This is a genomic window from Cryptosporangium minutisporangium (assembly GCF_039536245.1).
Lineage (GTDB): Bacteria > Actinomycetota > Actinomycetes > Mycobacteriales > Cryptosporangiaceae > Cryptosporangium > Cryptosporangium minutisporangium.
Genome location: NZ_BAAAYN010000008.1, coordinates 77,309 through 103,989, shown reverse-complemented (window position 1 = coordinate 103,989; position 26,681 = coordinate 77,309). Strand labels below are relative to the sequence as shown.

Here is a 26,681-nt window from a genome sequence, read left to right as displayed (position 1 = left end):
TTCGGGAAGTGCGGTGCCCGCGGCGGCGCCGGAAGTACTACGCGGGTGCCGCTCTTCCGGCCGGGAAGACTGCGGCCTCTGCTCCGATGAGACGGCGGGGCGCTCCGGTCAGGATCGAAGACATGCCCGCCCACCCTGTGCCTCGCCGCACGTCCGACTGGCTCGTCCCGGTCGCGCTGCTCCTGCTGGCGTTCATCCCGGTCGTGGCCGGCGCCGTCCGGGTCACCGAGCTGGCCTCCGGGCCCGCGGTCACGCCGGAGAACGCCCGGTTCGTCGCCGCGCCGATCCCGATCGTCGTGCACATCGTCAGCGTCACCCTGTTCGCGGTGCTCGGCGCGCTCCAGTTCGCGCCACGGTTACGCCGGCACCGCTGGCACCGCTGGTCCGGCCGGATCGTCGCCCCGAGCGGGATGGTCGCGGCACTCTCCGGCGTCTGGATCACGCTGTTCTCCGGCCGCGCGGAGACCGACGGCAACGCGCTGGCAGTCGTCCGCGTCGTGGTGGGCGTGGCGATGACCGCGTTCCTCGTGCTCGGCGTCCGGGCGATCCGGCGACGGGACGTCGCGACCCACCGGCGCTGGATGGTCCGCGGCTACGCGCTGGGCATCGCCGCCGGTACTCAGGCCTTCACGCAGGCGCCGTGGCTGTTGCTCGTCGGTCCGCTCGACGTCCCGAGCAAGACCGTGCTGACGACGGCCGGATGGCTGATCAACATCGCGGTCGCCGAGTGGGTCCTCCGCCGCCCGACGCCCGGCCGCGCCCGCCCTGACCAAGCCCGCCCTGACCAAGCCCGCCCTGACCAAGCCCGCCACGACCCCGCTCGCCACGACGGAGCGCGCCCCGGCTCCGCGCGCCCCGACCACGCCAGCCCAGTCGGGGCCCGTCCCGACTTCACCAGCCCCGACTCCACCAGCCCCGACGGAGCGCGCCCCGACCACGCCCGCTCGGCGGCACGGCCACGGAGACCCCGCGCCGACGTCAGTACCTGAGATCAGTCGACCAGGCCGGCGCGGAACGCCGCGAGCGCGAGCTGCACACGGTTGGTCGCGGCGAGCTTCTCGAACAGGTGGGAGACGTGGCTCTTCACGGTCGCCTCGCTCATGTGCAGACGGCCCGCGATCTCCGCGTTCGGGTAGCCCCGTCCGATCTCGACCAGCACCTCCCGCTCGCGGCCGGTCAGCTCCTCCAGGCGGGCCAGCGCCTCCCGGCGAGGACGGCTGCGATCCTCCGCGGTGATGCGGGTGATCACCTGACGGGTCACGCTCGGCGAGAGCATCGCGTCCCCGGCGGCGGCGAGGCGGACCGCGCGCAGCAGCTCGGTCGGCGGCGTGTCCTTCAGCAGGAAGCCGGTGGCGCCCGCCGCCAGCGCGCGGAACACGTCGTCGTCGGCGTTGAACGTGGTCAGCACGATGATCGACGGCGGATCGGCACGCGCGCGCAGCGTCGCGGTGGCGGTCACCCCGTCCATCCGCGGCATCCGGACGTCCATCAGCACGACGTCGGGGCGGTGGCGGCCGACCGCCTCGATCGCGGCCCGGCCGTCCTCCGCGTCGCCGACGACCGTGAGATCGTCAGCGGTCTCGAGAATCAGTCGCAACCCGGCACGGACCAGGGCTTCGTCGTCGACGAGAAGAACGGAGGTCACCGGGCCTCCGCCGGTCGCACCGCGGCTCCGCGCGCCTCGTCGGCGGGCGGATCGAGCCACGGCACGGTCGCCCGCAGCTCCCATCCCCCGCTCACCGGCCCGGCGTCGAGCACCCCGCCGACCAGCCGCAACCGCTCACCCAGCCCGACCAGACCGGAGCCGGAGCCCGGTAGGTCCAGCGGGACGCCGTCCGCCCCCGCGTTGGCGACCGTCACCCGCACTCCCTCCTCGTCCCGCCGCAGGGTCACCGTGACCACCGCACCCGGTGCGTGCTTGCGCGCGTTCGTCAGTCCTTCCTGGACGACCCGGTGCACCACCCGCGCCGACGGCGCCGGTAGCACTCCCGCGGTGTCGTCCAGCGTCACCTGCTGCCCCGCCCGGGACGCGTCCGCCACCAGCGACTCCAGGTCGGTGAACGGCTCCGTGTCGGCCTGCAGGACACCGAGCACGGTACGCAACTCGTGCAGCGCCTCCCGCGCGGTCGTTCGGATCACGCCGGCGCCCTCCCGGACGCGTGCCGCGCCGCCGTCGGCGGTCAGCTCCAGCGCACCGGCGTGCAGCGCGATCAGCGACACCTTGTGCGCCAGGACGTCGTGCATCTCCCGGGCGATCCGGGTGCGCTCGGCCGCCCGGGCCTGCTCGTCCCGGAGCACTCGCTCGGCGTCCGCCCGCTCGGCCCGTTCCTGCCAGGCCACCTGAAGCGCCCGGCGAGTGGCCACGTGGACACCGACCCCGATCGGTACCAGCGCAATAGCGGCCGCGTACACCGCGTCCGACGGCGTGAGACGCCCAGCGTCGACCCAGCTGAAGCCGGCCGCGCCGGCCCAGCCCACCACCGCGAGCCAGGCGACGTGTCGGCGCGGCGCGTACGCGCCGGCCGCGTAGAGACCGACGAGCAACGGCCCCGGGTTGCCGGCCAGGGCGTTCCCGACCGCACCGGCGACCGCGGCGACGTGCGGCCACCGGCGTCGGCGCCACTGGGCGAGGCTCGCGACGACGCCGGCCACCGCGATCACCGGCAGCGGCAGCACCGACCAGGGGGTCTTCATCGCGAACGCGGTCAGTAACAGGCAGCCGGCGACGAGCAGGCCGTCCACGATCCGCGGATCGCCGTGCCACCGCTGCCAGGTCTCCATACGTCGCAGCGTAGGCAGGCACGGACGGTGATCTCATGCCACTTCGGTCGACGATCGTCTCCGACTTTTCGGGGAGACGGCCGCCGACCGCGCGGCGATGTGGCGGGGGGTCGCCCGCCGGGACGCTGAGCGCCGAACCCGTCGACGAAGGAGGGCCTCGTGTTCCGCATCCCCCGCACCGGCCGAACGCGCCGGTGGCGCCCGCCACCGGCCACGTCGCCGCCGCAGCGACGCGGTTCACGGGTCGAACCGGCGCGACCGCAGCAGCGCGGCCGACTGGTGCCGGCGGCGCTGGGTGTCGCCGCGGTGAGCCTGGCCGGACTATGCGTGGCGACGCCCGCCCAGGCGGCGCCCCCGACCTGCGTACCGGCGACGGCGGCCGCCGCCGCGGACTACTTCGACCGGACGGTGCCGGCCAAGCTCGCCCGCGACGACGTGCCGGGCGCGGTCGTGTCGGTGGTGTCCGGCACCCGGACCGTGTTCACCGCGGGCTACGGGCAGGCCGACGTCGCCCGGGCCGTCCCGATGGACGGCGATCGGTCGCTGGTGCGGATCGCGTCGATCACCAAGTTGTTCACCGCGACCGCGGTGATGCAGCAGGTCGAGGCGGGCCGCCTGGACCTGGACGTGGACGTCAATTCGTACCTGAAGGACTTCGAGGTCCCGCGGACGTACCCGCAGCCGATCACCCTGCGCATGCTGCTCAGCCACACCGCGGGCTTCGAGGACCGGATCATGGGCACCGGCGCGCGGACCGCCGCGGACGTCCAGCCGCTCGGCGAGTACCTGGCCGAAAACATGCCGGACCGGATCCGGCCGCCCGGGGTGGTCTCCGCGTACTCCAACTACGGCGCGGCGCTGGCCGGATATCTGGTGCAGTTGGTCAGCGGCGAGCCGTACGACCAGTACATCCAACGGCACGTGCTCGCGCCGCTCCGGATGGACCACACGACCGCGTCAGAGCCGGTACCGAAGGCGCTCGCCGGGGATCTCGCGCGCAGCTACGGCGACGACGGGGCGGTTCCGTTCACGTTCGACCAGCTCACCCCGGACGGCGCGATCAGCGCGACGGCGTCGGACATGGCGCACTTCGCGATCGCGCACCTGAACCAGGGGACGTACGGATCCGAGCGCATCCTCGCGCCGAAGACCGTGGCGACGATGCACACCCGCTCGTTCTCCGCCGATCCGCGGCTCGGTGGCGGGTACGCGCACGGCTTCGTCGACCGGACGTTCAACGGCCACCGGGTGCTGATGCACGACGGCAGCTGGGAGGGGTTCGGCAGCGCACTGCTGCTGATCCCGGACTGCGACCTCGGCATGTTCTTCTCGGTGAACTCCGCCGACGGCTTCGAGGTGCTGGGCGAGGTCATCGAGGGCTTCCTCGACCGGTTCGCGCCCGGCTCCGCGCCGACGGCGTCGGGCGACGAGACAAATCCTCCGCAGGCCGGCTTCTACGCGCCGACCCGCCGCAACGCCTCGGGCATGGAGAAGCTGCTCACGCTGCTCGGTCCCGCGCGCCTGCGGGTGGAGGACGATGGTTCCATCCGGTTCAGGAGCAAGACGTGGACGCCCCAGGGCGACGGTTCGTACCGCAGCGACGACGACCACCTGGTGGCCGTGTCGGGCTCGGACGGGGTCCGGTACGTCGCCACGGACGGACCCACCTTCGAGTTGCTGGACCGCGCCAAGACGCTGCCGTTCAACCTGGGTGTTCTGGTGGCGTTCGCGGTCGCGGCGCTGAGTGCGCTGGCGATACCGATCGCCGCGGTGTGGCGGCGGTTCCGGCGGCGGTCGATCCGTCCGGGGGTGCGCCGCACTTGGCGGGTGTCGCGCGGGCTCGCGGCCGGGGCGGCGCTACTCGGGCTCGGGTTCCTCGTCGGGCTGGCCGCCGCCCTGTTCGGGGACACCAGCGCCTACATCTACGGCGCCCCGCTCGGCTTCCGCCTGCTGTTCTTCCTGCCGCTGATCGCGCTGGCGCTGACAGCCGGAGCCGTCGGATGCACGATCGCCGGGTGGCGCGGCGCCGCGGTGGTGTCCCGCGTGCACCAGGTGGTCCTGCTCGGCGGGCTGGGCGCGCTGGCCTGGTTCTGCTGGCAGTGGAACCTGCTCGGATGGCAGTTCGGCTGACGGGTTATCCGAGCGGCGAGCGGCCTTACCTGACGAAGCCCTGCCCCGCGGAGTGCGGGGCAGGGCTTCGTGGCAGGAGTGACGGGCTCAGACCCCGTCGGTGTCGATCCGCTCCTTCCGGACCTGACCGCCGACGGTCTCCTCCTCGGTGACGGTCTCCTTGCCGAGGCGGACCCGCTCCACCGGAACGGCCTCCTTCTGCACGACCGGCTTCTCCTCGTGGAGCGTCACCTCGTGCTCGGACTCGGAGATCGCCGGACCGGAGAGCGCCTGGTCCCGGTTGGCCTCGGTGATCGGCTCACGCTCGACGCGGACGCGCTCACGGGTCACCGGCACGGTCTGCTGGACGTCCTCGGTCACCACGTACTTGCGCAGCCGGGCTCGCCCCGCCTCGTGGGTCTCGGTGTCGACGTTCAGCCGCTCCTCCGACACGGTCATCGCGTCGTCGGTGCGGCCGCTGCGGCCCGTGCGCTCAGTGCGCTCGGTGCGGCCGGTGCCCTGCTCGGACCACTGCTCGTCTTCCCCGCGGGCGGTGTCCCGGCCGACCTGCGCCGCGTACGTGTCGCGGGTACCGCTCGGCGCGGAGGACAGGTGGTAGTGCCGGTAGAGCTCGGCGACCTGGTGCGGGGTCAGGGATCCGTCGCTACCGTCCGGATCGATGTTCGGCGCGTCCTTCACCTGCGCCTTGTCCACCGGGACGACGACCCGGTCGCCGCGGAGCTCGGCGCCCTCCAGCGGCACGAACGTCTCCTTGAGCCCGAACAGACCGGTGTGGACGGTGGCGAACTGGGGCTGGTCGGTGCGGTCGTCGAGGTAGACCTGCTTGATCGCGCCGATCTTGTCACCCGAAGGGTCGTACGCGGTCGAATCGATGAGCGACGGGATCTGTTCCTGGGTCAGCATCGATGTTCTCCTCTCGCTCCGGTTGGGTTATCGAGTCGGCGATGCGCCGCAGTGATAACCGCGAGTCACCGCTACCTAAACCGTCGATACCGCAACTTTCCAGTCTAAAGAGGACCGGCGAGACGGATTTGACCACTGTCCGCAACCCCCGGGTAACCCGGATCCGCCTCGGGAAACGGCCTCGCGCAGCCCTCTGAATCGAGGCCGCGCACGCGCTTCAATTTCCTCCGATCAAATCGACGCACGGCCCGCGAGTCGCCGTCCGCCCGTTTCCGAACCCGCGAGACGGGCTATCCGACAGTGCCCATCGTTGACGTTGCGCTGTCGCGTACTCACGAGCCGTGCGTTCAAAGGGGACGAACGTGTCAGCACAGTGGAAAGCTGGCGAGTTGCTCGACCGAGAGGTGTTCGACCGCCACGGAGACCGGATCGGCACCGTCGAGCGCGTCTACGTCGACGCCCAGTCGCAGGCGCCGACGTTCATCGCGATCCGGACCGGCCTCCTGAGCCGGTCGTCCAGCATCGTTCCACTGACGGGCGCGGTGCCCGACCAGGGCGCGGTGGTGTTGCCGCTGGAGAAGGACCGGGTGAAGGGCGCACCGACGGTCGAGCCGGCCGGGCGGAACGGTGGGCTGTCCCCCGCCCAGGAACGCGCTCTGCACACGTTCTTCGGCCTGACCCCCGACGACGATGCCCCGCAGGCACGGACGCCGGCCACGCCGCCGCCCTCTCCTGCTACGGCGCCGCAGCCACCGGCGCCCTCCCCGCCCGCTCAGCAGACCGTCTCCACCGAGCGGGCTGCGGACGACGCGATGACGCGATCGGAGGAGCAACTCCGCATCCACACGGAGAGTCAGCCGGCCGCGCGAGCGCGCCTGAAGAAGTACGTCGTCACCGAGGAAGTGCAGGTCACCGTCCCGGTGTCCCGGGAGGAGTTCCGGGTGGAGTGGGAACCGATCGACCCCGACGCCGACCCGGCCACCACCACCCCGGCGGACGCCGTCGAGGCCTCGGACACCGACGACACCGACGAGGGCGTCACGCTGCACGCCGAGCGAATCGTCGTCCGGACCGAGACCGTGCCGACCGAACGCGTCCACCTCGCGAAGGAGCAGGTGACCGACGAACAGACGGTCTCCGGACAGGTCCGGCGGGAGAAGATCGACCTCGAGCAACCCCCGCCGGACTGAAGGTCGCGCGGAGAGGGTTCCGCAACAGGCCTCAGGCCGGGACGCCGAGCGCGGACGCGAGCATCGGCCAGGAGTTCTTGAACTCCCGCTGCCAGTAGGGCCAGGTGTGGGTGCCCCGCCCGTAGAGGCGGACGGTCATCGGCAACCCGGCCGACCGCGCCTTCGAGACGAAGCTCTGGGTGGTCAGCAACGCCGCTGTCTCCTGCCAGACGAACGTGTCGTCCTGGTCGAGGTCGGCCGCGCGTCCGTCCCCGCAGGAGATGTAGAGCTGCGTACCCCGCAGGCCGGAGAGCAGGTTGGCCGGGTTGTGCGCCTGCCAGGTGCGGCGGTTGAGGATCGAGTCGCCCCAGAGGCTGAACAGGTCCTCGCCCGCCTGGCGGCGCATCCACTCGACTGCGGCCGGACCGCCCGGCACCAGCGTGTCGAGCAGACCGCTGTACGACGCCGCCGCCTTGAACATGCCGGGGTGGCGTGCGGCGTAGGAGAACGACCCGAACCCACCGACGGAGAGGCCGGCGATCGCGCGGACGTTCGACCCGCGGTAGCCACGCTCGATGATCTGCGTCAGCTCGTTGATGTGGAACGTCTCGTACTTGGGTCCGGAGCCGCGCAGCGGGTCGCTGTAAAACCCGGCGAGACCGTCGCTCGGCATCACGACCAGGACGTTGCGGTTGTGGAAGAAGTCGTAGACGTCGGTGAACGCAGTCCAGGACTTGTAGTCCTGCGGCTCGCAGCAGCCGTGCATGAGGTACAGCGTCGGCCACTTCCGGTCGGGCTGGGTGAAGTAGTCCTTCGGCAGCAGGAGCCGCACCGGGGTCCGACCGTTCATCGCCGGCGATTCGACGACGATGTCGAGCTTCTGCCACTCGACGAACGTCTCGCTCACCACGCGAGCGCCGTCGTCCGCGACGCCCTTCGACAACCCGCCGACGTCGGCGAGCGCCGGTGTGGCGCGCACGGCGGACAAAGCGGTCGCCACGAGTACGGCGGCGACTGCGGACACCAGAAACACGCGTAACCGCGACATCCGCCGCCTCCTTGCGACACCAGACCATCCGGCGGCTCAGTGTAGGAATCCCGCACCGTCCGTGTCGGAGAATTCGCCATCTTCGCATGGCGGAATCGAAACACCCAGACCGCCGACGACCCCGGAATCGGCCGGGCTATAACCGTGGGGCACCATCGCGTCGGCGTCCGGAGGACCCCTCATGCCCCACCTGCTGCACCTGGACTCGTCCGCCGACCTGACCGGGTCGCGTTCCCGGGCGATCACCGCAGCGTTCGCCGAAACGTGGGCCGGCCGGGGTGCCGACCACACCGTCACCTACCGCGACCTGCACACCGATCCGCTCCCCCGGCTCTCGACGCCGGCCCTGCACTGGGCGCCGCGGCTGCGGACCGCGACCGAGACCGCGCCGGCCGAGGACGAGGCGCTGCAGCAGACGATCCTCGACGAGTTGCTCGCCGCGGACGTCCTCCTGGTCGGAGCGCCGATGTACAACTACTCGCTGCCCTCGACGCTGAAGACCTGGATCGACTACGTCCACGTCCCGGGCGTGACGACGACGATCGACGAGACGCCGAGCCAGCCGCTGGCCGGACGTCCGGCGGTGGTGGTGACGAGTGCCGGCGGTTCGTACGTCGAGGGGTCGCCGACCGCGGGGTGGGACCACCTGACGCCGGTGCTCCGGATCGTGCTCGGCACCGCCCTCGGGATGAAGGTCACCGTGCTCGCCACCGAGTTGACGCTCGCCTCGCGCCTCCCCGCCCTCGCGGACCAAGTTAGGCACAGCGAGGACCTGTTCGCCGCCGTCCAACTCGAGGCCACCGCCATAGCCAACAACCTCTGAGCGCCGCGCCCCCGAGCGGGGCCCGCTGCGGCGGGGCGGGGGGGGCGGATCATCGCGCCACGAGGCCCCGCGCGCCGCACACGCGCCCCCGCCCCATGCCCGCACCGCCCCGCGCGCGCGCCCGCGCCGCCGGGTGGGGGCGGATTTTCGGGAAGACCACCTCTCCGGCGCGCGGGAGAGGTTGATTTTCGGGAACTCAACCTCTCCCTAACCCCGGAGAGGTTGATTTTCGGGAAAACCACCCACCCCGCCGCACCCACCCGCAGCGGCGGCGCCTCAGCGGGCGGACGGCACGTGCAGGAACGCGCGCAGCGCCGACAGATCATCGGTGCCCAAGTAATCCACTTCGGCGTCGCGCATCTCCCGCCAGAACGCCTTGCGTTGCTTGCGCGAGCGCGCAGGCACTCCCCAGAACCGCACGGTGCGCCCCTCGGCGTGGGCCTTCGCGACCCATTCGCGAAGCTTCGCGCGCTCCTCCTCCGGCATCTGGCCGTGCCCGTTCCAGTGGAACTTCCAATCCCACTTCTCGCTGCACAGCGGCACCAGCGCGGCCGGCGCGTCGCTGCCGACCGCGGCGAGCGTGCCGTCACAGGCCGCGTACCGGACCGGCTCAGCGGCCAGCGCCTCCCGCGGAGGCTTACCGGAGATCACCACCGTGACCGCGCCGGGATGGATCTGGTCGCCCTCGAAGCGGGTCAGCATGTCCTGGTACTCGGCGAGCTCGGCTGAGAGCAGCTCCCAGCACCACTCCGGGTCGTGCTTGACCTCGACCAACAGCTGGAACGGGCGGTCGTAGCCGGGTAGCACGCCGCCGTGCGCAGCGACCCGCCGCGCCAGCGGCTCGAGGTAGAGGCCGCGCAGCGTCCGCCAGTACTCCAGGTCCTCCGCGTCGTGTCCGACGAGCAGCCGGGCGACGCCCTCCTCGTCCTGGTGTGGCCAGACGTCCACCTCGACGCTGGTGAAGCCCTGGTCGAGCGCGGACAGCAGCGGCCGGCCGTGCTGATAGTCGTTGTGCGCGTGCCCGCCGACCAGCGGACCCCACCGGCGGTGCCGCAGGTGGGTCGCCACGCCCACACCGACCCCGATCACCACCACCACGGCCAGGCCCACCAGCACGGTCACTAACGAGGACATCGACTGCTCCTTCTCCCGGCGTCCGGAGAAGACTTAACCAGCGAACCCGTTCGGCTAACCGGAGCGGGTGCGGAAGAAGTCCCAGATCGCGGCCGTGGCGTCGAGTTCGGTGGTCGGCGCGTCGGCGCCGCGGCGTACGGACTTCCCGCCCGGCCACGCGTGTCCGCCCCCGGCGACGGTGTCCAGCCGCACTTCCGCGCCCGGCGCGCACGCGGTGTACCGCACCGACGTGATCGCCCCGTCGACGCTGCGAGCGGGGTCGACGGTGCATCGGTCGGCTCGCGTCCAGAAGTCCACCGCGTACGCCACCGAGCGGTGGGCGCCGGCCCGCTCCTCGCTCGCGATCCTCGACGCCGACGTGCCCCCGGCGTACGGGACGACCGGATCGGCGTCGCCGTGCAGGGTGTAGACCGGCAGCGGGCGGGCCGGGTCGCAGCTCGGCACGTTCATCGCGCCGGACACCGGTGCGATCGCGGTGATCCGGTCGGCGAGCTCGCAGCCGACCCGGTAGGTGAGCATCGCGCCGTTCGAGAACCCGGTGACGTAGACCCGCCCGACGCCGAACCGGTCGGCGAGCGTGTCGATCAGCGCCCGCACGAATCCGACGTCGTCGATGCCCTGGTCGCGCGCGTACGAGCAGCAGGTGCCGGCGTTCCAGGTCAGAAGCTTCGTGCGACCGGAGCCGTCGGGATACACCGCGAGGAAACCCTCCCGGTCGGAGAGCGCGCTGAAGCCGGTCTGCTCGGCGACCTGGCTGCCGCTCCCGCCTCCGCCGTGCAGGACGATCACGGCCGGTACCCCGGTCCGCCCGACCGCGGCGGCCGGCACGTGGACCTGGTACCGCCGGTCGAGGTCGCCGACCCGCAACGAGTACGCATGCGTGCCCGCGCTCGGAGAGGCGGTCGGCGCCGGGTCCGGCCCTCCGCGTCCGCAACCGGCCACGGCGAGCACCGTCACCAGCAGCACCATGATCGTCCGCATCAGCCGACCTCCGAGTCCGGTCTGATCCGAGAATGCCCGACCGAGGCGAATGCCCGGACCAGACCCTCAGGCAGGACGCGCTGCCGTCGATGGGAAGACGTGCGGGGGCGCCGGAAGACGGGGGCCGGGCGCGGGATCTGGTCGGTCGCCGCGCTCAGCGTGCTGGTGCTGTTCGCGGGGGCGCTGGCGTCGCTCGGCGTCGGGTCGGTGCTGCGAGACTCCGCCGACCGGGCCGCCGCCCGGGTCATGGACAACCGGACCGCTCTCATGGCCGCGGCGGTGCGAGCCGAGGTCAACCGGTACCTGGACCAGATGCGGACGCTCGCCGCGGCCCTCGGGGCGCTGGAGACGGTGACCGCGACGTCGTTCTCCCGCGCCACCGCGCCGCTCGGGCCGATCAGCCTGCCCGGTGCGACCTCGATCGCGTTCCTCGTCCCGGCGCAACACGATCAAATCGCCCAGGTCCAGGCCGAGTGGCGGCAGCGCGGCTCGGACGGGCTGGTCGTCCGGCCGCACGGCGCCGGTCCGCACGTCATCTCGGTGCTCTCGAATCGCCTGAGCAGCCAGGGCACGCTGACGAACGGCATCGACATCACCCAGGCACCGGCACCGTACGCGGCGGTCGAAGACTCCCGGCGGACCGGGGCCGTCGCGGTGTCCGATACGTATCAGCTGATCATCGACCGGGAGCTGCCGCCGTCGGCCCGACAACACGCGTTCGTGCTCACCGCGCCGGTGCAGGGGTTGGACGCCGCCGGGAACTTCCAGTTCCGGGGTTGGATCATCATGGGCCTGCGCGGCCAGGACTTCATCCGCGCGACGCTGTCCCGGGTCGCGCAGGACCACCTGGACGTGAGCCTCGCGGCCCGGAACGCCAACGGCGGGGAGACGCTCGTCGCCGGCCTGGTCGCGGACTCCACCGAGCGCCGGGACCAGCAGCGCACCGTGGACCTCCCGGTGGCCCAGCGGCAGTGGGTACTCCGGACCGCTGCGGTCTCCGAGACACTGCCCGGTGGCAGCCGAATCCCCGCCGTGGCCCTGACCACCGCGCTTCTGGCCTTCACCGCACTCCTCGCCGCGCTGGTGGCGACGCTGGCCAGTGCCCGCGGGCGAGCCGAGCGGCGGGTCCGGGCGGCGACGGCGGAGTTGCGCACCACCGAACGCGAGGCCCGCGACCAGGCACGGCTGCTCGGCACCGTGCTGGACACGATCACCGAGGGCGTCGGCGTCGTCGACCAGCAGGGCCGCTTCCTCGCCCACAACCCGGCCGCCAAGCGCATGCTCGGCATCGACCTCGACGCCGACGACCCCAGTCAGTGGCAGCAGCACTACGGCCTGTTCCGCCCCGACGGCTCCGAGTTCCCACTCGAGCAGCTCCCCCTGATCCGGGCGCTGGCCGGCGAGGCTCCGGACGACGTCGAGATGCTGATCCGCAACCCCGCGCGGCCGGACGGGGCGGTGATCACGGTCAGTGCCCGACAGCTGGAGCTGGCGGACGGGTCGATCGGCGCGGTCGCCGTCTTCCACGACATCACCGAGGCCCGGGCGCACGAGGTCGAGCTCCAGGGGTTCGCCGGCGTCGTCGCGCACGACCTGAAGTCGCCGCTGACCACCGTCGTGGGCTACGGCGAGCTGCTGGAGGAGCTACTGACCGAGGAGACGACCGGCGCGGTCCGCGACGAGGGCCTTGACCATCTGCACCGGATCCGGGTGACCGCGGAGCGGATGCGCAGGCTCATCGACGACCTGCTCGCCTACACCAGCGCCCGCGACGCGACGGTGCACCGCTCGTCGTTCCCGCTCGGCGACCTGGTGCACGACGTGGTGGCCGCGCGGCTGGAGGCGTCCCGGGCCGGCGAGTACTTCCCCGACATCTACGTCGGTCAACTGCCGTGCGTCCAGGGTGATCCGGTGCTCGTTCGGCAAGTCCTCGACAACCTGATCGGCAACGCGCTGAAGTACACGGCGCCTGGCCAGCCGGCGCGAGTCGACGTGACCGCGCGGCCCCTGCCCGGCGCCGGAGACTGGGTGCGCGTCGAGGTGGCCGACCGCGGAATCGGTCTTCCGCCGGGCGAACACGGCCGCGTGTTCGCCCGGTTCCACCGGGCGCACACCGGCGAGAGCTACCCCGGCACCGGCCTCGGGCTCTCCATCTGCCAACGCATCGTCGAACGACACGGGGGGACGATCGGCGCGAGCGACAATCCCGGCGGCGGGACGCGCTTCTGGTTCACGCTCCCCGGCGGCGCGGATCCGGCGGACGCTGCGGAGGAGCGGCCTCAGGCAGCGCTGACCCCCGACCGCGCGTCGAGTGGGCGCAGTTCGTCGGCGTAGCTGACCGACGTCCGGCGCATCACGCCGTCGTCGGTGATCACGTACGTGCCCAGTCGCCAGAGCGGCGGGGAGTAGGCGTGGATGGAGACGCTTTCGGCGTCGGCGCCGGACATCCGGTGGATGTGGTCGGGACCGAAGCAGAACGACTCACCGGCCCGGACGATGACGTCGACGTGGTGCCCACCGATCCGGGGGTTGTTCTCGTGTACCGCGCCCTGGACGACGGCCACCGCGCCGGAAGAGATGTCGTGGTCGTGCCAGCCGGTGTCGTTCTGCGGGGTCCAGCACAGCAGCCAGACGTCGACGTGGTCGTCGCGGTAGAGCGAGACGTAGTGGCGTTCGGAGTCGGAGAACGCCACGTGTTCCCGCCACTGTTCGGGGTGGCGGGCCAGCTCGTCGACCAAGGCGCGGAGTTCGTTTTTGCCCAGGTCACGTGCTGGTAGGGCGTCGAAGCTCACGGTTCCCTTCCTTTCCGTAGAGCAGGCGGCCAGGGTTGGCCACGGCCAGCGCGTGATCGAACGCCGGCCCGAAGCCGAAGTCGGGCACGGTGGCGTACGGCCGGTCGGAGCCGAGCACCACGAGATCGACGCCGAGCACCCGGACGATCGCGTCCACCCCGCGCGGGCCGTAGGACGACGTCTCGACGAAGGCGTCCACGTCGACCCGGCGGCGAGCCGGACCACCGCGCGCGGCGAGACGCTCGCCGTGCAGTGGACCCAGCCCTGCCAGCAGCGCGAAGCAGACCCGCAGCGACGGGTGCGCGGCCCGCCCGAACGCGACGAACGCGTGCCAGGCGTCGTGCATCTGATGGACGTAGGGGCTCAGCGCCGGCCACCAGTCGGGTGCACCGGCCGGCGGGGCGGGGTGCGGGCCGGGGTGGACGAACAGCGGAGCGTCCCGCCGCTCGAGCACCTCCAGCAGCGGCCCGCACCGCTGGTAACCCGCCGGGTCCACCAGCGCGTCGGCGGGCAGCTGCAGCCCGACACATCCGGCGTCGAGCGCCCGCTCCAGCGCGACCGTGTCGATCTCGTCGAGACCAGCGGCCGCCCAGGCGCCGAACTGGCCGGGTAGCGCGGCGACGCCGGCGTGGTAGGCGTCCAGCAGCGGCGTGGCCTCAGCGGCCGGAAGCCACTCGATGCCCAGCGGGCTGGAGAGCGAGATCAGCGCCCGGTCGAACCCGTCGGCGGCGACCAGCGCGGCCCGCGCTGCGACGTCGTGGTCGGCCGGGTTCACCGCGTACGGCGGTGCGCTGTGGGTGTGCAGGACCCAGCCGTCGAGCCGCGGCGGCACGGTGCGGGCACGCAACGCGTCGAGCAGCGGCTCCGGCCACAGATGCTGATGCACGTCGATACGCATGCCGTGATGGTATTCCTACCGATTGACTGGGTTAACCGCTTCAGTTAACCGGTTAACGTGAACCCGTGTCAAGTCCCGACAGACCCCTTCCACCTGCGGCAACACCGCTGCGCTGACCGATCCGGTCGGCCGCCGGCTGGCGACCCTCGTCGTCCGCGACCAGGCCAACGGCTATGAGCAGCTGCAGGCCTGGGCCGCTCGGCGTCCAGCAGGGCGCCGGTCACCCGAGCGTGATCGTCACCTCGGTCGGCGCGGTCGCGCCCGAAAGATTCCCCCACGGGAGGGGCGCCCCGCCCTTGCGCGGCCCACGGGGTTTCACGGCCACCCGTACGGTCTTCGCCGACGCGGCGACGTCGAAGGCCTTCGACCCGGCCGGATACCGCCGGCCGTCGACCGTGACGCTGACGATCGATGGCTCCATGCCGGTGAACCCGTCCGGCGGCGAGGAGGAGCTCTGGGGTCCCATGTCCGGCGTCCAGTAACTCGCCGAGAGTGCCACCGTCATCCAGCAGCGGCCGCCCTTCGCCCAGCCACGGCCCTCCAGATGCGACGTGAGCGCCACCGCGACGTCGAACGACGCCGTGACGTATTCGTCGCCGTGGCGAGTCCCGAAGCTGGCGGAGTCCTCGCCGGTCTTCGCCCCGCAGGCACCCGCGGCAGGGCCGGTCGGTTTCCCGGTGCGGAGGCTGATCTCGGCGACCCGCCCTTGATGGGTGTGGCGCAGCGTCGCGTCGGCACCGACCGGTACCGACACCACGACGAGGACGTCGGACTCGGACGGGTCCAGGTTCAGCGGCCTAGCTTTTCCCGCGACGACGACCTGGTACGGGCCTGGCTTCGGCTTGCCGGGCGCGGTTTTGACGCCGTCCGTCTCTGGAAGGTAGGTGACGATGAACTCGTGTCCTGGCGCGGCCAAGAGGTCCATGTCCGGCGCGTAACCGTAGCTCCCGTACTTCAATCGAGCGCTCTGGAACGCCTGGAAGACGTCGGCGTCGTGGGCCTTGATCTCCCGGACGGCCACTGACCAACTCAGCTCGGTACGCCACCCTGCGCCTTGCAGGAACGCGGATTCGCCGAACTTGTTGATCCCGTCGAATCTCGGGAGGAACGCGTCGGGGATGCTGCGGTCGGCGTAGTCGGCGGCGGCCGCCGATGCGGTCGGCACGGCGTTCGGGCTGGACTCGCTCGGGGTGGGTTCGGGGTCGCTCCCGCACGCCGCGACAGCGAGGACCAACCCGATCACGATCGCGCTCCACCGGCGGGCCACGACGCCACCTTCCCTGCCAGAATCGTCGCCGCGAGGTTACCCAGCCCCTCGCATCCACGGTCCCTGTTCCGGGACCGCGATCTCCGAGCGTGTCCGGCTGCGCGAAGCGACGGCGGCCGGCACGTCGGTGGACGTGCCGGCCGCGGTGGACTCCGGCTAGTTCAGCCGGTCGATCCGGTAGAAGGTGTAGAACTCCGAGTCGTTGTCGGTGTGGAACAGGAAGAAGTGGTACGTGATGCCCTTGTACGTCAGCAGCGGCTGAGCGGCGAACCACTCCCAGGACTCCGGCCACAGCACGACGCTGTCCCACCCGATGACGTCGTCACCGAGGTTGAACACCAGGTTCAGCAGGTTGGCCGCGCTGTCCACGACCGCCTGGTCGACGTCGACGCCGTAGTACTTCGCCACGCACTGCCCGAGCGTCGCGGCGTCGTGCCAGGCCTTCTTGATCTTCTCCGGGTCCCCGAAGTCGTGCTCGGTGACGAGGGCGGAGATGTACGTGCGGTCGCTCGGCGTGTGCGCCGGGCCGTAGAGCACCAGCGGGTCGGGCATCGCCCCGCGGGACTCCTTCTTGTCGACGTCGCCGTAGACCCCGGTCCGCTTGGCCCAGGAGTGATTGGCGTCGTCGGTCATGTTGAACGAGACGTACGGCTCGTCGCTGTTGCTGCCGCCGTCCCAGCTGCTCTCCCGCTTGCAGTAGAGACCGACGTACCGGATGCGGTAGAGCGTGCCGGCCACCGCGGAGGCGGCCACCGGCGGCGGATTGCCGAGCACCGCGCCGGCACCGTCCGGATCCGGCGCGGTCTCGTCGGGCCGGGTGGCCGCGTCCGTCGTCTGCTTCGGAGTCAGCGGGCCGTCCGCCTCGACCGCTGGCAGGGTGAACGGTGGCGCGCCGACCGGGGTCCGGCCGGACGTGGCCGCGCGGACGCTGAAGCCCTGCGGGCTGCGGACGCCGCGCGCCCGGAACGCTCGCCGGGCCTGGGCGAGCAACGCGTCCTCGTCGACTCGCGCGCGGTGGTCCGCGGCCGCAGCCTCGGCGCCCACCGCCGCGGCACGCGTCTCCACCGGCAGCGCCCGCCAGGAGCGGACGGCCTGCTCGGCGGTGGCGCGGCCACCCGGGCGGGCGTCGATCTCCTGGGCCAGCTGCAGCTCGCGCCGGGTGCGGCCGGACACCTGGTCGACGTAGCGCTGCAGCAGCGTGATCAGGAACGCCGAGCCCTCCGGGTTGGCGTTCGGGTTGGTCCGGTGAGTCTTCACCGGTGTGGTCGTCGTCTCCGACATGAGGATTCCCCCGTGATGTGGATTTCTTCTGCGCCGTACGGTGGCGCCCACTCAGGGGACCAGGGCGACCGCGGCCCGGTCGATGCGTAGTTGTACGTAGTCCGACAGCTCCTGTGTGGATTCCTCCACAGTCCGGCGCGTCCGCTGCCCCGACCCTCGACTGCATCCGACGATGTGACGGGGGACACCCATGCACGCTCTGACGGCGCGCCAGCTGCGCGCTGTGCTCGACGCGGTCTACGACATCAACACGATCCTCGACGACACCGAGGGGCGGGACGTGCAGCCGGCGGCGCTCGCCCGGTTCCGCCTGTTGGTTCCGGCCGACACGGTCTCCTACAACGGCGTCGACCCCGAGGACCGGCGGATCACCGACGTCGCGCTGGCGCCCGGCCAGACCGACCTGCGCCGCGCCGAGGGGTTCGGGGCGATGCTGCCCGCCCACCCCGCCTTCGGCGCGTACGCCCGGGGTCAGTTCGCGCCCGGCCGGCCGGTGGCGCTCAGCGACCTGCTCCCGGCACGGGCGCTCCGCGAGCTTCCGCTCTACCGGGAGGTCTATCGGCCCGCCGGCGTCGCCGATCACCTGCTGGTCCTCGTCGGCTCCCAGCCGCGGCGGCGGACGCTGCTGACGATCAGCCGATCGCGCCGCGGGTTCCGCGCGGCCGACCGCGCGATGGCCGACATGGCCAGCGCACACCTCGCCCAGGCGGTGGCGCGGCGGGTGCGGCGCCGGCAGTTGGCCGACGCCGCTCGGGTGGTCCACCGGGCCGACGACCGGGCCGTCCGGGCGGTCGACCACTGGGATGCGCTGACCCCGCGGGAACGGGAGGTCGTGGGGCGGCTCGCCGAGGGGCACAGCGATCGCGAGATCGCCCGGATCCTCGGCGTCAGTCCACGCACGGTCCACAAGCACCTGGAAGGCATCTACCGCAAGCTGGAGATCGGCAGCCGCACCGCGGTGATCGCCGCCTACCACCATCTCGGCGCGGCAGACCACCGTCAGCGAATTGCCGAGAAGCCAACGCGCAGAAGGCCCCCGACACGTTGACGACTCGGCAATCCGCCGAGCCGCGGTCGCGGGGATGACCTACGGTTTCGTGCCATGACCGCGCCGTCGACGCCGGAGCCCGACCACCAGCAGCAGCCCACGCCTCCAGCCGCCTCGACCCGCATGGCCCGCAAGATCTGGCCATGGGTTGTCGGCTCCATGCTGTTAGGCATCCTCATCGGCGTGGCCGCGACGGTCCTCGTCATCAACTGGCCGCACAAAAACCGGTCGTACGACAGCGTCGCGGAGCTGGCCGCCGAGATCGGCTGCACGCCGACCGCCGTGCCGAACCCCGACTTGGCGATCGAGCGTGGCTACTGCGAGACCCCGCGCGGGCAGGTGGTGATCGGCATCCATCGCAACCACAGCCAGGCGATGATCAGCGCCCGCGGGATCGTCACGGGTCACGGCGGTCGACGGCTCGTCGGCCCGAACTGGACGATCGGCTGCGTCCACGAACCCGACTGCGACGCCTACCAGGACAAGCTCGGCGGCGAGTTCGTCGAAGGGCAGTAGCCACCGTCATCTCTGGACTGGAGTAGCCGACGCAGGCGACGATCGACTCCCACGTCGCAAGCGGCGACGGACGTCGGTGGCGAGGAGGCCCGTTGTGAACAGCTCTTGGCACACCCGTCCGGCGACCGCTGCAGAGGTGGCTCGCTACCCGATCCGCCGCGGCCGCTCCAACGACTACGCGCTCTACGTCGAGGTCCCCGACGTCGGTGCGGGGGAACAACCGTTCGTCGGTGTCGGCGTCACTCCCGACATCGCCGCGGCACTCGTCGAACGCCTCAACGCACCCCAGCGCGAACACGAAGCAGCCCTCGCCGGCGAGGTCCTCGTCTACCGCGCTGGCGAGCGTTACCACCGGACGCAAGGGTGCACCGGCTGGAATCCGGAGACCGAATGGGTCGGCCGGGAGGTGGCGCTCCGCCGTGGCTTGACGCCCTGCGGGGTCTGCCGGCCGGACTGAGTCGCAACCTCCGCACGCAACAGCCGATCGTCACCGATACCTACGAGCTAGGTGGAGTTGCTACTCCGGTGTGAGGCCGTCCGAAGTGGCCGTTCCTAGCCTCTGAACATGACACTCACCCCAAGTCACCGATGGCGCTGGCCCGTCATCGTCTTACTCGCTGCGCTCACGGTCGCCGGTCTCACCGCGTCACCGGCGAAGGCCCGAGCCGAGAGCCGCGGCACCCTCCTTTCCGCCCTGCACGTGCGCTCGATGTCGCCCGCAAACGTCAAGGCGGAGCTGGCCGGCGCGAAATACGACGCCGGTCTCACCCGCTTCGGCGTCGACCTCGTCCGCCTCACCTACCGGACGATCGATCCGGCGGGGAACCCCACGATCGCGACCGGTCTGCTGGCCCTCCCGAAGGACGGCAACCGCACACTGCGAACGGTCGTGTACACCCACGGCACCCAGGTCTACCGAGCCGATGCGCCGTCGGTGACGCAGGACGGATGGGAGCTCGGCCCGCCCCTCACCTACGCCACGGTCGGCTTCGCGGCCGTCGCTCCGGACTATCTCGGGTTGGGCGCCGGCCCGGGAACGCACCCCTGGCAGGACGTTCGGTCCGAGACCACGGCTTCCATCGATCTCCTGCGGGCCGCTCGGTCCTACGTCGCGGGCAGAGGACGTCAACTGAGCCACGACGTCTATGTCACCGGCTTCTCCCAGGGCGCCGCGGCGGCGATCGGCGTGGCGACCGCGCTCGGCCGCGACGGGGACGGCTGGTTCCGGGTCGGCGCCGCAGCCCCGGTCAGCGGCGCATATCACTGGCGGAACATCGAGCTTCCGGCCCTGCTCGGGGGCAAACTGGATCCCACCTGGAGCGTCGCGTACGTCGCGTACTTCGTCGTGACCTGGAACCGGCTGCACCCGTTCTACTCCCACCCGGGGGAGGTGTTCCGCGATCCCGCGGTCGCGGCGCTCTTCGACGGTCTCCGGCCGGGCAAGGACATTCTGCCCGCACTCCCCCGCACGATCGAGACGCTGCTCACGCCGCACGGGCTCGACGTGCTCCAGCGCCCGACCGGTGCGCTCGCCGCGGCGATGGCTGCTCATGACAACCTCTGCGCTGAGTGGAAGCCGACGGCGCCGACCCGGCTGTACTACGCGGCCGGCGACGAGCAGGTACTGACGACCAACACCTCGGAATGCTTGGACGCCGTCCGGACCGCGGGCAGCACCAGAGTGACGTCGGTGGACCTCGGCAAGGTGAGCCACCTCGACTCCAACGTCAAGGCCACCGCCGCGATCGCCCGCTGGTTCCGGCAACTGGCGCCGGCCTGAGCGCCCCACGCCGGTTCCGGGCCGGACAGGCCGGTGGGCCGGGAGCTTTCGCTCTCCGGCCCATCGGTGGTGCGGCTATCGGGTTGTTCAGTACGAGTTGTAGCTCCAGCAGTCGTTGTAGCGCTTCTGGTGGCGACGACGACGGTGCCGGCGCGGCTTGTGGCAGTCGTTGTAGTCCCAGGACTGCTCGTAACCGCAGTGGTTGTAGTCGCTCATCGTCGCCATCTCCTCGAAGTCTGTGGCGGAGGGCCGGTGCCCGTTCCGCCTGCACCAGAAGACTCCCGCGAATCCCCGACCGGCTCACTCGCCACCGCGACGGCCAGAACGTTCGCCTGCGAACACAGCCGGCAACGGTGCCACCTCGCAGCGGCGGCCCACAGGTACCGCATCCCTCGTTCGAGCCAGCGGGGCAGGTAGGCAGGGGAACCTGGAGCAGCCGTACCCGCGGCCCACTCCAGGTCGCCGATGACCGAGACTGCACAGTGGATGGCGGCGAGCCGGAAGCCGGATTCGAACCGGCGATGATCAGCTGCTTTGCAGGCAGCGCCCTTCGGCCACTCGGGCATTCCGGCGGGACGACACCCTCTCGGATCGGATCGGACCGTCGATCTCCGGGAGGACCTGACACGTGCGTGCGGGCGGAGGGATTCGAACCCCCTGAGCACGGTGGCGACCGGTTTACAGCCGGCCTTGGATCTCCATCTCCAGGCACCCGCTTGGGGTGACCGACCGGGATCGAACCGGCGTCTCCAGGGTCACAACCTGGCGCTCTCCCATTGAGCTACGGCCAACGTGCCTGAAGACGGGTTCGAACCGCCGGCCTCCCCGGTGTGGGCGGGGCGCTCTCCCAGCTGAGCTACTCAGGCGTGCTCGTGGACATCGTCCGCGAGCTGGCTCCCCCGGCCGGACTCGAACCAGCACCGTACGGATTAACAGTCCGCTGCCCTGCCGATTGGGCGACGGGGGAATGAGCAGCGCGTACGGGATTCGAACCCGTTCCTCCCGGATTGAAAGTCCGGTGGCCTACCTGTAGCCGAACGCGCCATCGGTGGTGCTGCGTGCCCCGGGACGGTTTCGAACCGCCGGCCTCCGCCTTGTCGGAGCGGCGCTCTCCCTGCTGAGCTACCGGGACGTGGACGCGGAGGCGGGACTCGAACCCGCGTTCTGCTGGTGTATGAAACCGCCGAGGACGCCGCTCCTCCACTCCGCGAAAGGTGCACCTACTGCGTGCGCCCCCTCGGGATCGAACCGAGGACCCTCCGATTAAGAGTCGGATGCTCTCACCAACTGAGCTAGAGGCGCTTGCGAGGAAGGCAGAGGAGTCGAACCCCCGGGGGATGCCCCCGCCTCCGGCTTTCGAGGCCGGCTGCCCACCGCTGGACGGTGCCTTCCGAAGTCGGGCCGGCCGGATTCGAACCGGCGACCCTCGCGTCCCGAACGCGACGCTCTCAGGGCGCGCGCGATCGCGCGGCCCGGCGCCCCGTACCGGGTTCGAACCGGCGGCCTCTCGCGTGACAGGCGAGCGCTCTGACCAGACTGAGCTAACGGAGCATTCGGTACTGCGTGGACCCGGTCGGACTCGAACCGACCACCTCCCGCTTGCAAGGCGGGCGCTCTCCCAGATGAGCTACGAGCCCGTACCCCGGGGTCGCCGTAGGGCGGTGGGGGGTAATGCGTACCCGGAGCGCGATTCGAACGCGCACTGGCGCGGGTCTGAGCCGCGTGCCTCTGCCTGTTGGGCTACCCGGGCATCGGGGTGGTGCTGGAGCCGGCGACAGGAATCGAACCCGCGTCCTTCCCTTTACAAGAGGGATGCTCAACCAGCGTGAGCTACACCGGCGTGGTGCTGCGTGCCCCCGGCGCGATTCGAACGCGCACTGGCGACGTCCTCAACGTCGGGCCTCTGCCTGTTGGGCTACGGGGGCAGTGCTGCGAGCGGAGGATTCGAACCCCCACGACCTGGTTCAGAGCCAGGCAGGCTGCCGAGTTACCTCAGCTCGCATCGGGCCGGCCGGCGGGAAGCGGGCCGCCGGCACGGCACTCGATCAGCGGAACGACAGCGCGCCCCAGGCCGGCACGACCGGCGCAACTAGCAGGGGCATGCGCGCTTCGGACGGCGTCCGGTCGCCCTTCCGCTGGTTGCAGCCGCTGCACGCGGCCACCGTGTTGGTCCAGGAGTTGCCGCCGCCGCGGGAGCGGGGCAGGACGTGGTCGATGGTGGTCGCGTGTCCGCCGCAGTAGGCGCAACGCCGCTCGTCACGCACGAGCACACCCGGTCGCGACCAAGCGGGACCGCGGCGGTACCGCCAGCGGGTGACGACGTACCGGACGAGCCGGACGACGGTCGGCCGCGGCCACCCACCGAGCGTGCGGGCTGGGTCGGCTTCGTGGACCTCGGCGACCTGCCGGACGAGCATTCGCACGGCGTGTCGAAGGGTGACCCGGTGCAGCGGCCCGAGGTCTGCGTTGAGCACGAGCACGTCCACCGGATTCTCCTCTCGGTTTCGTTGGCCGGCGGGTTCTGACGAGCGGCTGACCGGGATCGAACCGGCGACCTTCTCCTTGGCAAGGAGACGCGCTACCTGCTGCGCTACAGCCGCAAAGGGTGATGCTGTGCGTCGCCCGTTCGGGAATCGAACCCGATCCTCTGGATTGAGAGCCCAGTGATCTAACCAGTCAATCTCACGGGCGGATGGCCCCGGCGGGGCCGGGACGTTCCGTGCGTTTCCGCGTGGACCTGGGCGGATTCGAACCGCCGACCTCCGGTGTGCCACACCGGCGCGCTCCCCGCTGCGCCACAAGCCCAGGATGGTCTGGAGCCCCGGTGTCGAACCGGGTATCTCGAGCGTCCGAGGCCCGCGGGTTACCGTCTCCCTCGCTCCAGATATCGCCGGCGTGCCCCGCCCGTGGGGACGGGTCCGCCGACGCTGCGCCGACCTGGCCGCGGTGGTGCTGCGGCGCGATGGGTCGGCGTCTTCGTATGCCATCCACTGTGCAGTTCTCAATGATCAGGTCCGCCGGCATGCCGGGGCAGTGCGCATGGGTGGCAGGAATCGAACCCGCAACATCCGGTTTTGGAGACCGGCGCTCTACCGAATTTGAGCTACACCCATAGGAGACTGAGCAATTCCAGAGCAGCCCGAATGAGCAATTGACGGAAATGAAAAACCGCCCGATCCCGGCTGGGAGGGGCGGCGTCAGCGCGGCGCTGGTTACGCTAGCTACGCCACCGTTCCCGGTGGGTTTCCTGCTCATCCTTGCCCAGGTAGGAGGGTTGCCCAGCACAGAGGGCACCCACGCTGAGCAGCGCATGACGCTGCATCGCGTTCGTGGTGTGCCACAACATGGCGGGCTCCTGACTGGTCGGTGGTGCGTGGTGCTTGCTGCTGACGTAGACCATACGGTGCGGTCGCTCGACCGCCAACGCAATTATGGGGACGGCGCCCACAGCGGTCAATAGCCGAATGGCGATCAGAGCTTCCATTACTCGTGCCGGGATATCGATTACGCGAGACACGAACAGCGGCCCAGGTACCGGTCGTCCGCGTCCACCGCGATCGCGCCGGGTTCCGCGACCCCGGTTAATCACGATCCACTCTCGACGCGATGCCGAGTATGAGACGCTTCCGCCCGACCCGGGAGCCGTCGGCCGTCGAGGGAACCCGGGCCGCCAGGTCCACTCACGGGGAGCACTACATGGTGAATGTTTTACGTTCCGCTCGACGCACGACGTCGCCCGCCGGTCCCGCTGCGCGAGCGAAGAAGCCGTTCTTCCTCACGCTGTTTCTCGCGACTATCGCGACCGCTGGCCTGCTGAGCGCAGTACCGGCCCAGGCCGAGACCGCCAGCGGATGCACCTACCCTCGGGTCTGCTTCTACCCCACAGTGGCCTATCTGAACGCGAACCGGCCCACCGCCTCATATCGCGACATCACGCCCTCCTGGCAGAACCTCGGCTATCAGGCCCGTGGTGCGGCGGTCGTCTACAACAGCCGTAACGACGACGGGGCGCGTCTGCACTTCACCAACGGCACCACCGTCTGCGTGAAGCCCGGCGTGTACGTGAACGCCGCGGCGTACGGCACGGTCGACAAGATCAGGATCATGGACTCGGCGAACTGCTGAGCTCGGCAACACGCCCCTGACCGACCCAAGGGGTCCACACCGCGGACAGGCCCGGAGCGCACAACGCGCTCTGGGCCTGTCTCGCGTAGCGACGTCTGATCGCCCCGAGTGGCTATGTCGGTGAGTCGCGGGTTCTGGCTCAAACTGTGTGACCGAGCCCGTGGGCAGCCTGAGCGGTCATTCTCCGGGCGCGAGACGACGGAGCAGGCTGACGCGGATGTCGCCGTCCAAGAGGTCGCCCGACCGCGCGAGGAAACTCCGCAGATGCGGCGTCTCCAGGTTGGCGGCGTGCTCCTCGGGGCTGCGCCAGACCTCGTAGAAATGGAACGACCCCTGGTCGTCCACGGCGACGTGCAGGTCGTAGGCGATACAGCCGGGCTCGAGCACGGTCGGAGGAACGAGCGCGGTCAGGGCTTCCCGGAGCGCCGCCTCCCGCCCTGGCTTGGCGCGCAGCTGGGCAATGACGGTCAATCTCTCTGACATCGGTGTGGGTGCTCCCGGTTCGGTGCCCGGTCTCGATCACCGGGCCGACGAGTACCGACGCTAGGCAGAACTGGTCCTGGCGTACAGTCCAGTCACGTGCCTGTCGACCGGACCAATCGCGCTACCGCTCTGCTCCTCGAGCTTCCCGAGGACACTCGGCCGATGCACGAAGGCCTCACCAGCGCGATCAGGACCGCGATCGCACGGGGCCGTCTTCGGCCCGGTCACCTCCTTCCGTCCAGCCGCGCCCTCGCCGCCGAACTCGGCTGTTCCCGCTGGGTGGTCAACGAGGCGTACGTCCAGCTGACCGCCGAGGGCCACCTGGAGACCCGGCAGGGATCCGGCACCCGGATCGCCGCGCACGCCACCGCCCGCACTGAACCGCCCCATGCCGAATCCTCCGACCCCGAACCACCCGCATCACACGTCGATCTGCGGCCAGGCACCCCCGACGTCAACGGGTTCCCTGCCGCGGCCTGGCTGCGCTCCCTGCACCACGTCCTGACCGATCCCGCCTGGACACCGCCGGTCTTCCCGCCGCCGGCCGGAGCACCCCGCCTCCGGCAGACCGTCGCCGCCTACCTGCGCCGCGCCCGAGGCATTCCCGTGGACAGCGACGACGTAGTCATCACCTGCGGCACCTCCCACGGCATGGCCGCGGTGGCCCGAGCCCTGACCGCCACCGCCACCGCGCCCGGAGTCGCGGTCGAGGATCCCGGCTGGTTTCGGTTTCGGCAGGTCGCGGCCGCGGCCGGAGTCCGAATCGAGCCGGTCACCGTGGACGCGAACGGTATCGACGTCGAGGCTGTTCGCCGCGCTGACGTAGCAGCGGTGATCTGTGCCCCCGCCCACCAGTTCCCCACCGGCGCCCTCCTGTCGCCCGAACGCCGCCGAACGCTGCTGACTTGGGCCGCCCGAGCCTCAACCACCATCGTCGAAGACGACTACGACGCCGAGTTCCGCTACGACGGCCGCCCTGTCGGCGCGCTAGCCGGCCTCAGCCGCGACCACGTGGTCTACCTGGGCTCCGTCAGCAAGACACTTCACCCCGGCATCCGACTCGGCTGGCTGGCGCCACCACCCGCGCTGCGCGGCGTACTGCTCGCCGCCGTGGAGGCGGCCGGCGCCGGCCCCAGCATCCTGGACCAGCTGGCCTTCGCCCACTTCGTGGAGACCGGCGCCTACGACCGGCACCTGCGCCGAGCCCGAAAGACCTACCGTCTTCGTCGGGATGCCCTAGTCGCCGCGCTGCAAAAGCACAGCGTGACCGGACGGCTCGGCGCGGCCCAGGGCATAGCCGCCGGCCTGCACCTGACCCTGGCTCTGCCATCGAAGTCGGACGAACACGCCGTGGTAGCCCGCCTCGCCGACCTGGGTGTGACAGCGATCCCCCTGTCCCGCTACACGATGCGTCCCCAGCCACCGGCGCTCGTCCTCGGCTACGGCCGCCTCGCCACATCGCGGGCCGAGTGGGTCGCCACGCGAATAGCCAAGGCTCTATAGGACCAGAGCCCGTTCTCGT

At 71.0% G+C, this 26,681-nt stretch carries 24 protein-coding genes and 20 tRNA genes; 11 read left to right on the top strand and 33 right to left on the bottom strand.

Translation table 11 applies throughout. The features are described 5' to 3' along the window. Positions 1-122 precede the first annotated feature (122 nt). Positions 123-989, top strand: a complete 867-nt coding sequence (locus ABEB28_RS07745; RefSeq protein ID WP_345727284.1) for a DUF2306 domain-containing protein — start codon at positions 123-125, stop codon at positions 987-989. Between the two features lie 2 nt (positions 990-991). Here ABEB28_RS07745 and ABEB28_RS07740 read toward each other — a convergent pair whose 3' ends face one another. Then, positions 992-1,645: a response regulator gene (locus ABEB28_RS07740; RefSeq protein WP_345727283.1), complete on the bottom strand. Its 654-nt coding sequence runs from the start codon at positions 1,643-1,645 to the stop codon at positions 992-994. Then, positions 1,642-2,781: a sensor histidine kinase gene (locus ABEB28_RS07735; RefSeq protein ID WP_345727282.1), complete on the bottom strand. Its 1,140-nt coding sequence runs from the start codon at positions 2,779-2,781 to the stop codon at positions 1,642-1,644. Before ABEB28_RS07735 ends, ABEB28_RS07740 begins: the two co-directional genes overlap by 4 nt. 159 nt (positions 2,782-2,940) lie before the next feature. On the opposite strand from ABEB28_RS07735, the gene ABEB28_RS07730 reads away from it, so the two are divergent. Then, complete coding sequence (locus tag ABEB28_RS07730) at positions 2,941-4,911, top strand: serine hydrolase domain-containing protein (protein WP_345727281.1); 1,971 nt, start codon at positions 2,941-2,943, stop codon at positions 4,909-4,911. 87 nt (positions 4,912-4,998) lie between these two features. Here the strand turns inward: ABEB28_RS07730 and ABEB28_RS07725 are convergent, their stop codons facing one another. After that, positions 4,999-5,814: a DUF2382 domain-containing protein gene (locus tag ABEB28_RS07725; RefSeq protein ID WP_345727280.1), complete on the bottom strand. Its 816-nt coding sequence runs from the start codon at positions 5,812-5,814 to the stop codon at positions 4,999-5,001. Between the two features lie 362 nt (positions 5,815-6,176). Here ABEB28_RS07725 and ABEB28_RS07720 point away from each other — a divergent pair, with 362 nt between their 5' ends. Continuing rightward, positions 6,177-7,004, top strand: a complete 828-nt coding sequence (locus tag ABEB28_RS07720; protein WP_345727279.1) for a PRC and DUF2382 domain-containing protein — start codon at positions 6,177-6,179, stop codon at positions 7,002-7,004. Positions 7,005-7,035: 31 nt separating this feature from the next. Here the strand turns inward: ABEB28_RS07720 and ABEB28_RS07715 are convergent, their stop codons facing one another. After that, on the bottom strand, positions 7,036-8,031 hold the full coding sequence (locus ABEB28_RS07715) for an alpha/beta hydrolase (RefSeq protein ID WP_345727278.1): 996 nt from the start codon (positions 8,029-8,031) through the stop codon (positions 7,036-7,038). A gap of 181 nt (positions 8,032-8,212) precedes the next feature. Here ABEB28_RS07715 and ABEB28_RS07710 point away from each other — a divergent pair, with 181 nt between their 5' ends. Further along, entirely contained in the window at positions 8,213-8,854 is a 642-nt protein-coding gene (locus tag ABEB28_RS07710; RefSeq protein WP_345727277.1) for an FMN-dependent NADH-azoreductase, read from the top strand. Between the two features lie 276 nt (positions 8,855-9,130). Here ABEB28_RS07710 and ABEB28_RS07705 read toward each other — a convergent pair whose 3' ends face one another. Together ABEB28_RS07705 and ABEB28_RS07700 are read right to left on the bottom strand one after the other, a co-directional pair. Further along, positions 9,131-9,988, bottom strand: a complete 858-nt coding sequence (locus tag ABEB28_RS07705) for a PI-PLC domain-containing protein (RefSeq protein ID WP_345727276.1) — start codon at positions 9,986-9,988, stop codon at positions 9,131-9,133. 54 nt (positions 9,989-10,042) lie between these two features. Then, positions 10,043-10,969 (bottom strand): CE1 family esterase, encoded by a 927-nt coding sequence (locus ABEB28_RS07700; RefSeq protein WP_345727275.1) that lies wholly within the window; start codon positions 10,967-10,969, stop codon positions 10,043-10,045. A 99-nt stretch (positions 10,970-11,068) separates the two neighbouring features. Here ABEB28_RS07700 and ABEB28_RS07695 point away from each other — a divergent pair, with 99 nt between their 5' ends. Beyond that, positions 11,069-13,303 carry an ATP-binding protein gene (locus ABEB28_RS07695; RefSeq protein ID WP_345727274.1) on the top strand — a complete coding sequence of 745 codons (2,235 nt, stop codon included), beginning with the start codon at positions 11,069-11,071 and terminating at the stop codon, positions 13,301-13,303. On the opposite strand, the gene ABEB28_RS07690 is transcribed toward ABEB28_RS07695, so the two are convergent. From ABEB28_RS07690 to ABEB28_RS07675, 4 genes are all read right to left on the bottom strand, one after another. Continuing rightward, the gene (locus tag ABEB28_RS07690; protein WP_345727273.1) at positions 13,249-13,761 is read right to left on the bottom strand and encodes a cysteine dioxygenase; all 513 of its coding nucleotides are present in this window, start codon (positions 13,759-13,761) and stop codon (positions 13,249-13,251) included. The two genes, ABEB28_RS07695 and ABEB28_RS07690, sit on opposite strands and share 55 nt — an antisense overlap. Beyond that, complete coding sequence (locus ABEB28_RS07685; protein WP_345727272.1) at positions 13,733-14,659, bottom strand: amidohydrolase family protein; 927 nt, start codon at positions 14,657-14,659, stop codon at positions 13,733-13,735. The genes ABEB28_RS07690 and ABEB28_RS07685 overlap by 29 nt, the downstream gene beginning before the upstream one ends. Positions 14,660-14,879: 220 nt before the next feature. Beyond that, on the bottom strand, positions 14,880-15,926 hold the full coding sequence (locus tag ABEB28_RS07680) for a hypothetical protein (protein ID WP_345727271.1): 1,047 nt from the start codon (positions 15,924-15,926) through the stop codon (positions 14,880-14,882). A 156-nt stretch (positions 15,927-16,082) separates the two neighbouring features. Then, complete coding sequence (locus ABEB28_RS07675; protein ID WP_345727270.1) at positions 16,083-17,207, bottom strand: hypothetical protein; 1,125 nt, start codon at positions 17,205-17,207, stop codon at positions 16,083-16,085. A gap of 190 nt (positions 17,208-17,397) precedes the next feature. Here ABEB28_RS07675 and ABEB28_RS07670 point away from each other — a divergent pair, with 190 nt between their 5' ends. The 4 genes from ABEB28_RS07670 (at position 17,398) to ABEB28_RS07655 (ending at position 20,551) form a co-directional block, all read left to right on the top strand. Next, positions 17,398-18,255: a helix-turn-helix transcriptional regulator gene (locus tag ABEB28_RS07670; RefSeq protein ID WP_345727269.1), complete on the top strand. Its 858-nt coding sequence runs from the start codon at positions 17,398-17,400 to the stop codon at positions 18,253-18,255. Positions 18,256-18,309: 54 nt separating this feature from the next. Then, entirely contained in the window at positions 18,310-18,771 is a 462-nt protein-coding gene (locus ABEB28_RS07665; protein ID WP_345727268.1) for a hypothetical protein, read from the top strand. A 94-nt stretch (positions 18,772-18,865) separates the two neighbouring features. Then, the gene (locus ABEB28_RS07660; RefSeq protein WP_345727267.1) at positions 18,866-19,228 is read left to right on the top strand and encodes a hypothetical protein; all 363 of its coding nucleotides are present in this window, start codon (positions 18,866-18,868) and stop codon (positions 19,226-19,228) included. Positions 19,229-19,336: 108 nt separating this feature from the next. Beyond that, positions 19,337-20,551, top strand: a complete 1,215-nt coding sequence (locus tag ABEB28_RS07655) for an alpha/beta hydrolase (protein ID WP_345727266.1) — start codon at positions 19,337-19,339, stop codon at positions 20,549-20,551. A gap of 87 nt (positions 20,552-20,638) precedes the next feature. On the opposite strand, the gene ABEB28_RS07650 is transcribed toward ABEB28_RS07655, so the two are convergent. The 22 genes from ABEB28_RS07650 to ABEB28_RS07545 all read right to left on the bottom strand — a co-directional run bounded on the left by ABEB28_RS07650 (position 20,639) and on the right by ABEB28_RS07545 (position 23,664). After that, positions 20,639-20,767 (bottom strand): hypothetical protein, encoded by a 129-nt coding sequence (locus ABEB28_RS07650; RefSeq protein ID WP_345727257.1) that lies wholly within the window; start codon positions 20,765-20,767, stop codon positions 20,639-20,641. A 279-nt stretch (positions 20,768-21,046) separates the two neighbouring features. Continuing rightward, positions 21,047-21,123, bottom strand: a tRNA-Cys gene (locus tag ABEB28_RS07645). Positions 21,124-21,184: 61 nt separating this feature from the next. After that, positions 21,185-21,267: transfer RNA gene (locus ABEB28_RS07640), tRNA-Tyr, on the bottom strand. 1 nt (position 21,268) lies between these two features. Beyond that, positions 21,269-21,343 (bottom strand) — tRNA-His (locus ABEB28_RS07635). Between the two features lies 1 nt (position 21,344). Continuing rightward, a tRNA-Val gene (locus ABEB28_RS07630) sits at positions 21,345-21,417 on the bottom strand. 25 nt (positions 21,418-21,442) lie between these two features. After that, positions 21,443-21,518 (bottom strand) — tRNA-Asn (locus ABEB28_RS07625). Positions 21,519-21,523: 5 nt separating this feature from the next. Further along, a tRNA-Glu gene (locus ABEB28_RS07620) sits at positions 21,524-21,595 on the bottom strand. A 15-nt stretch (positions 21,596-21,610) separates the two neighbouring features. Beyond that, positions 21,611-21,683 (bottom strand) — tRNA-Val (locus ABEB28_RS07615). 1 nt (position 21,684) lies between these two features. Beyond that, positions 21,685-21,761, bottom strand: a tRNA-Met gene (locus tag ABEB28_RS07610). 18 nt (positions 21,762-21,779) lie between these two features. Next, positions 21,780-21,853, bottom strand: a tRNA-Lys gene (locus ABEB28_RS07605). Between the two features lie 5 nt (positions 21,854-21,858). Beyond that, positions 21,859-21,943: transfer RNA gene (locus ABEB28_RS07600), tRNA-Ser, on the bottom strand. An 84-nt stretch (positions 21,944-22,027) separates the two neighbouring features. Beyond that, positions 22,028-22,102 (bottom strand) — tRNA-Asp (locus tag ABEB28_RS07595). A gap of 13 nt (positions 22,103-22,115) precedes the next feature. Beyond that, positions 22,116-22,188: transfer RNA gene (locus ABEB28_RS07590), tRNA-Ala, on the bottom strand. Between the two features lie 39 nt (positions 22,189-22,227). Further along, a tRNA-Leu gene (locus ABEB28_RS07585) sits at positions 22,228-22,301 on the bottom strand. A 13-nt stretch (positions 22,302-22,314) separates the two neighbouring features. After that, positions 22,315-22,391 (bottom strand) — tRNA-Thr (locus ABEB28_RS07580). A gap of 11 nt (positions 22,392-22,402) precedes the next feature. After that, positions 22,403-22,476, bottom strand: a tRNA-Leu gene (locus ABEB28_RS07575). A 4-nt stretch (positions 22,477-22,480) separates the two neighbouring features. Further along, positions 22,481-22,553 (bottom strand) — tRNA-Gln (locus ABEB28_RS07570). 43 nt (positions 22,554-22,596) lie between these two features. Next, positions 22,597-23,037 (bottom strand): HNH endonuclease, encoded by a 441-nt coding sequence (locus ABEB28_RS07565; protein WP_345727265.1) that lies wholly within the window; start codon positions 23,035-23,037, stop codon positions 22,597-22,599. Positions 23,038-23,078: 41 nt separating this feature from the next. Beyond that, positions 23,079-23,151: transfer RNA gene (locus ABEB28_RS07560), tRNA-Gly, on the bottom strand. 18 nt (positions 23,152-23,169) lie between these two features. Further along, positions 23,170-23,242 (bottom strand) — tRNA-Glu (locus ABEB28_RS07555). Between the two features lie 41 nt (positions 23,243-23,283). Further along, positions 23,284-23,356: transfer RNA gene (locus ABEB28_RS07550), tRNA-Ala, on the bottom strand. A 233-nt stretch (positions 23,357-23,589) separates the two neighbouring features. Continuing rightward, a tRNA-Trp gene (locus tag ABEB28_RS07545) sits at positions 23,590-23,664 on the bottom strand. 583 nt (positions 23,665-24,247) lie between these two features. Between ABEB28_RS07545 and ABEB28_RS07540 the strand changes: the two genes are divergently transcribed. Next, positions 24,248-24,676, top strand: a complete 429-nt coding sequence (locus ABEB28_RS07540) for a hypothetical protein (protein WP_345727264.1) — start codon at positions 24,248-24,250, stop codon at positions 24,674-24,676. 177 nt (positions 24,677-24,853) lie between these two features. Here ABEB28_RS07540 and ABEB28_RS07535 read toward each other — a convergent pair whose 3' ends face one another. Beyond that, entirely contained in the window at positions 24,854-25,159 is a 306-nt protein-coding gene (locus tag ABEB28_RS07535; RefSeq protein WP_345727263.1) for a putative quinol monooxygenase, read from the bottom strand. Positions 25,160-25,321: 162 nt separating this feature from the next. Between ABEB28_RS07535 and pdxR the strand changes: the two genes are divergently transcribed. Next, the gene (pdxR, locus tag ABEB28_RS07530; RefSeq protein WP_345727262.1) at positions 25,322-26,662 is read left to right on the top strand and encodes a MocR-like pyridoxine biosynthesis transcription factor PdxR; all 1,341 of its coding nucleotides are present in this window, start codon (positions 25,322-25,324) and stop codon (positions 26,660-26,662) included. Positions 26,663-26,681 lie beyond the last annotated feature (19 nt).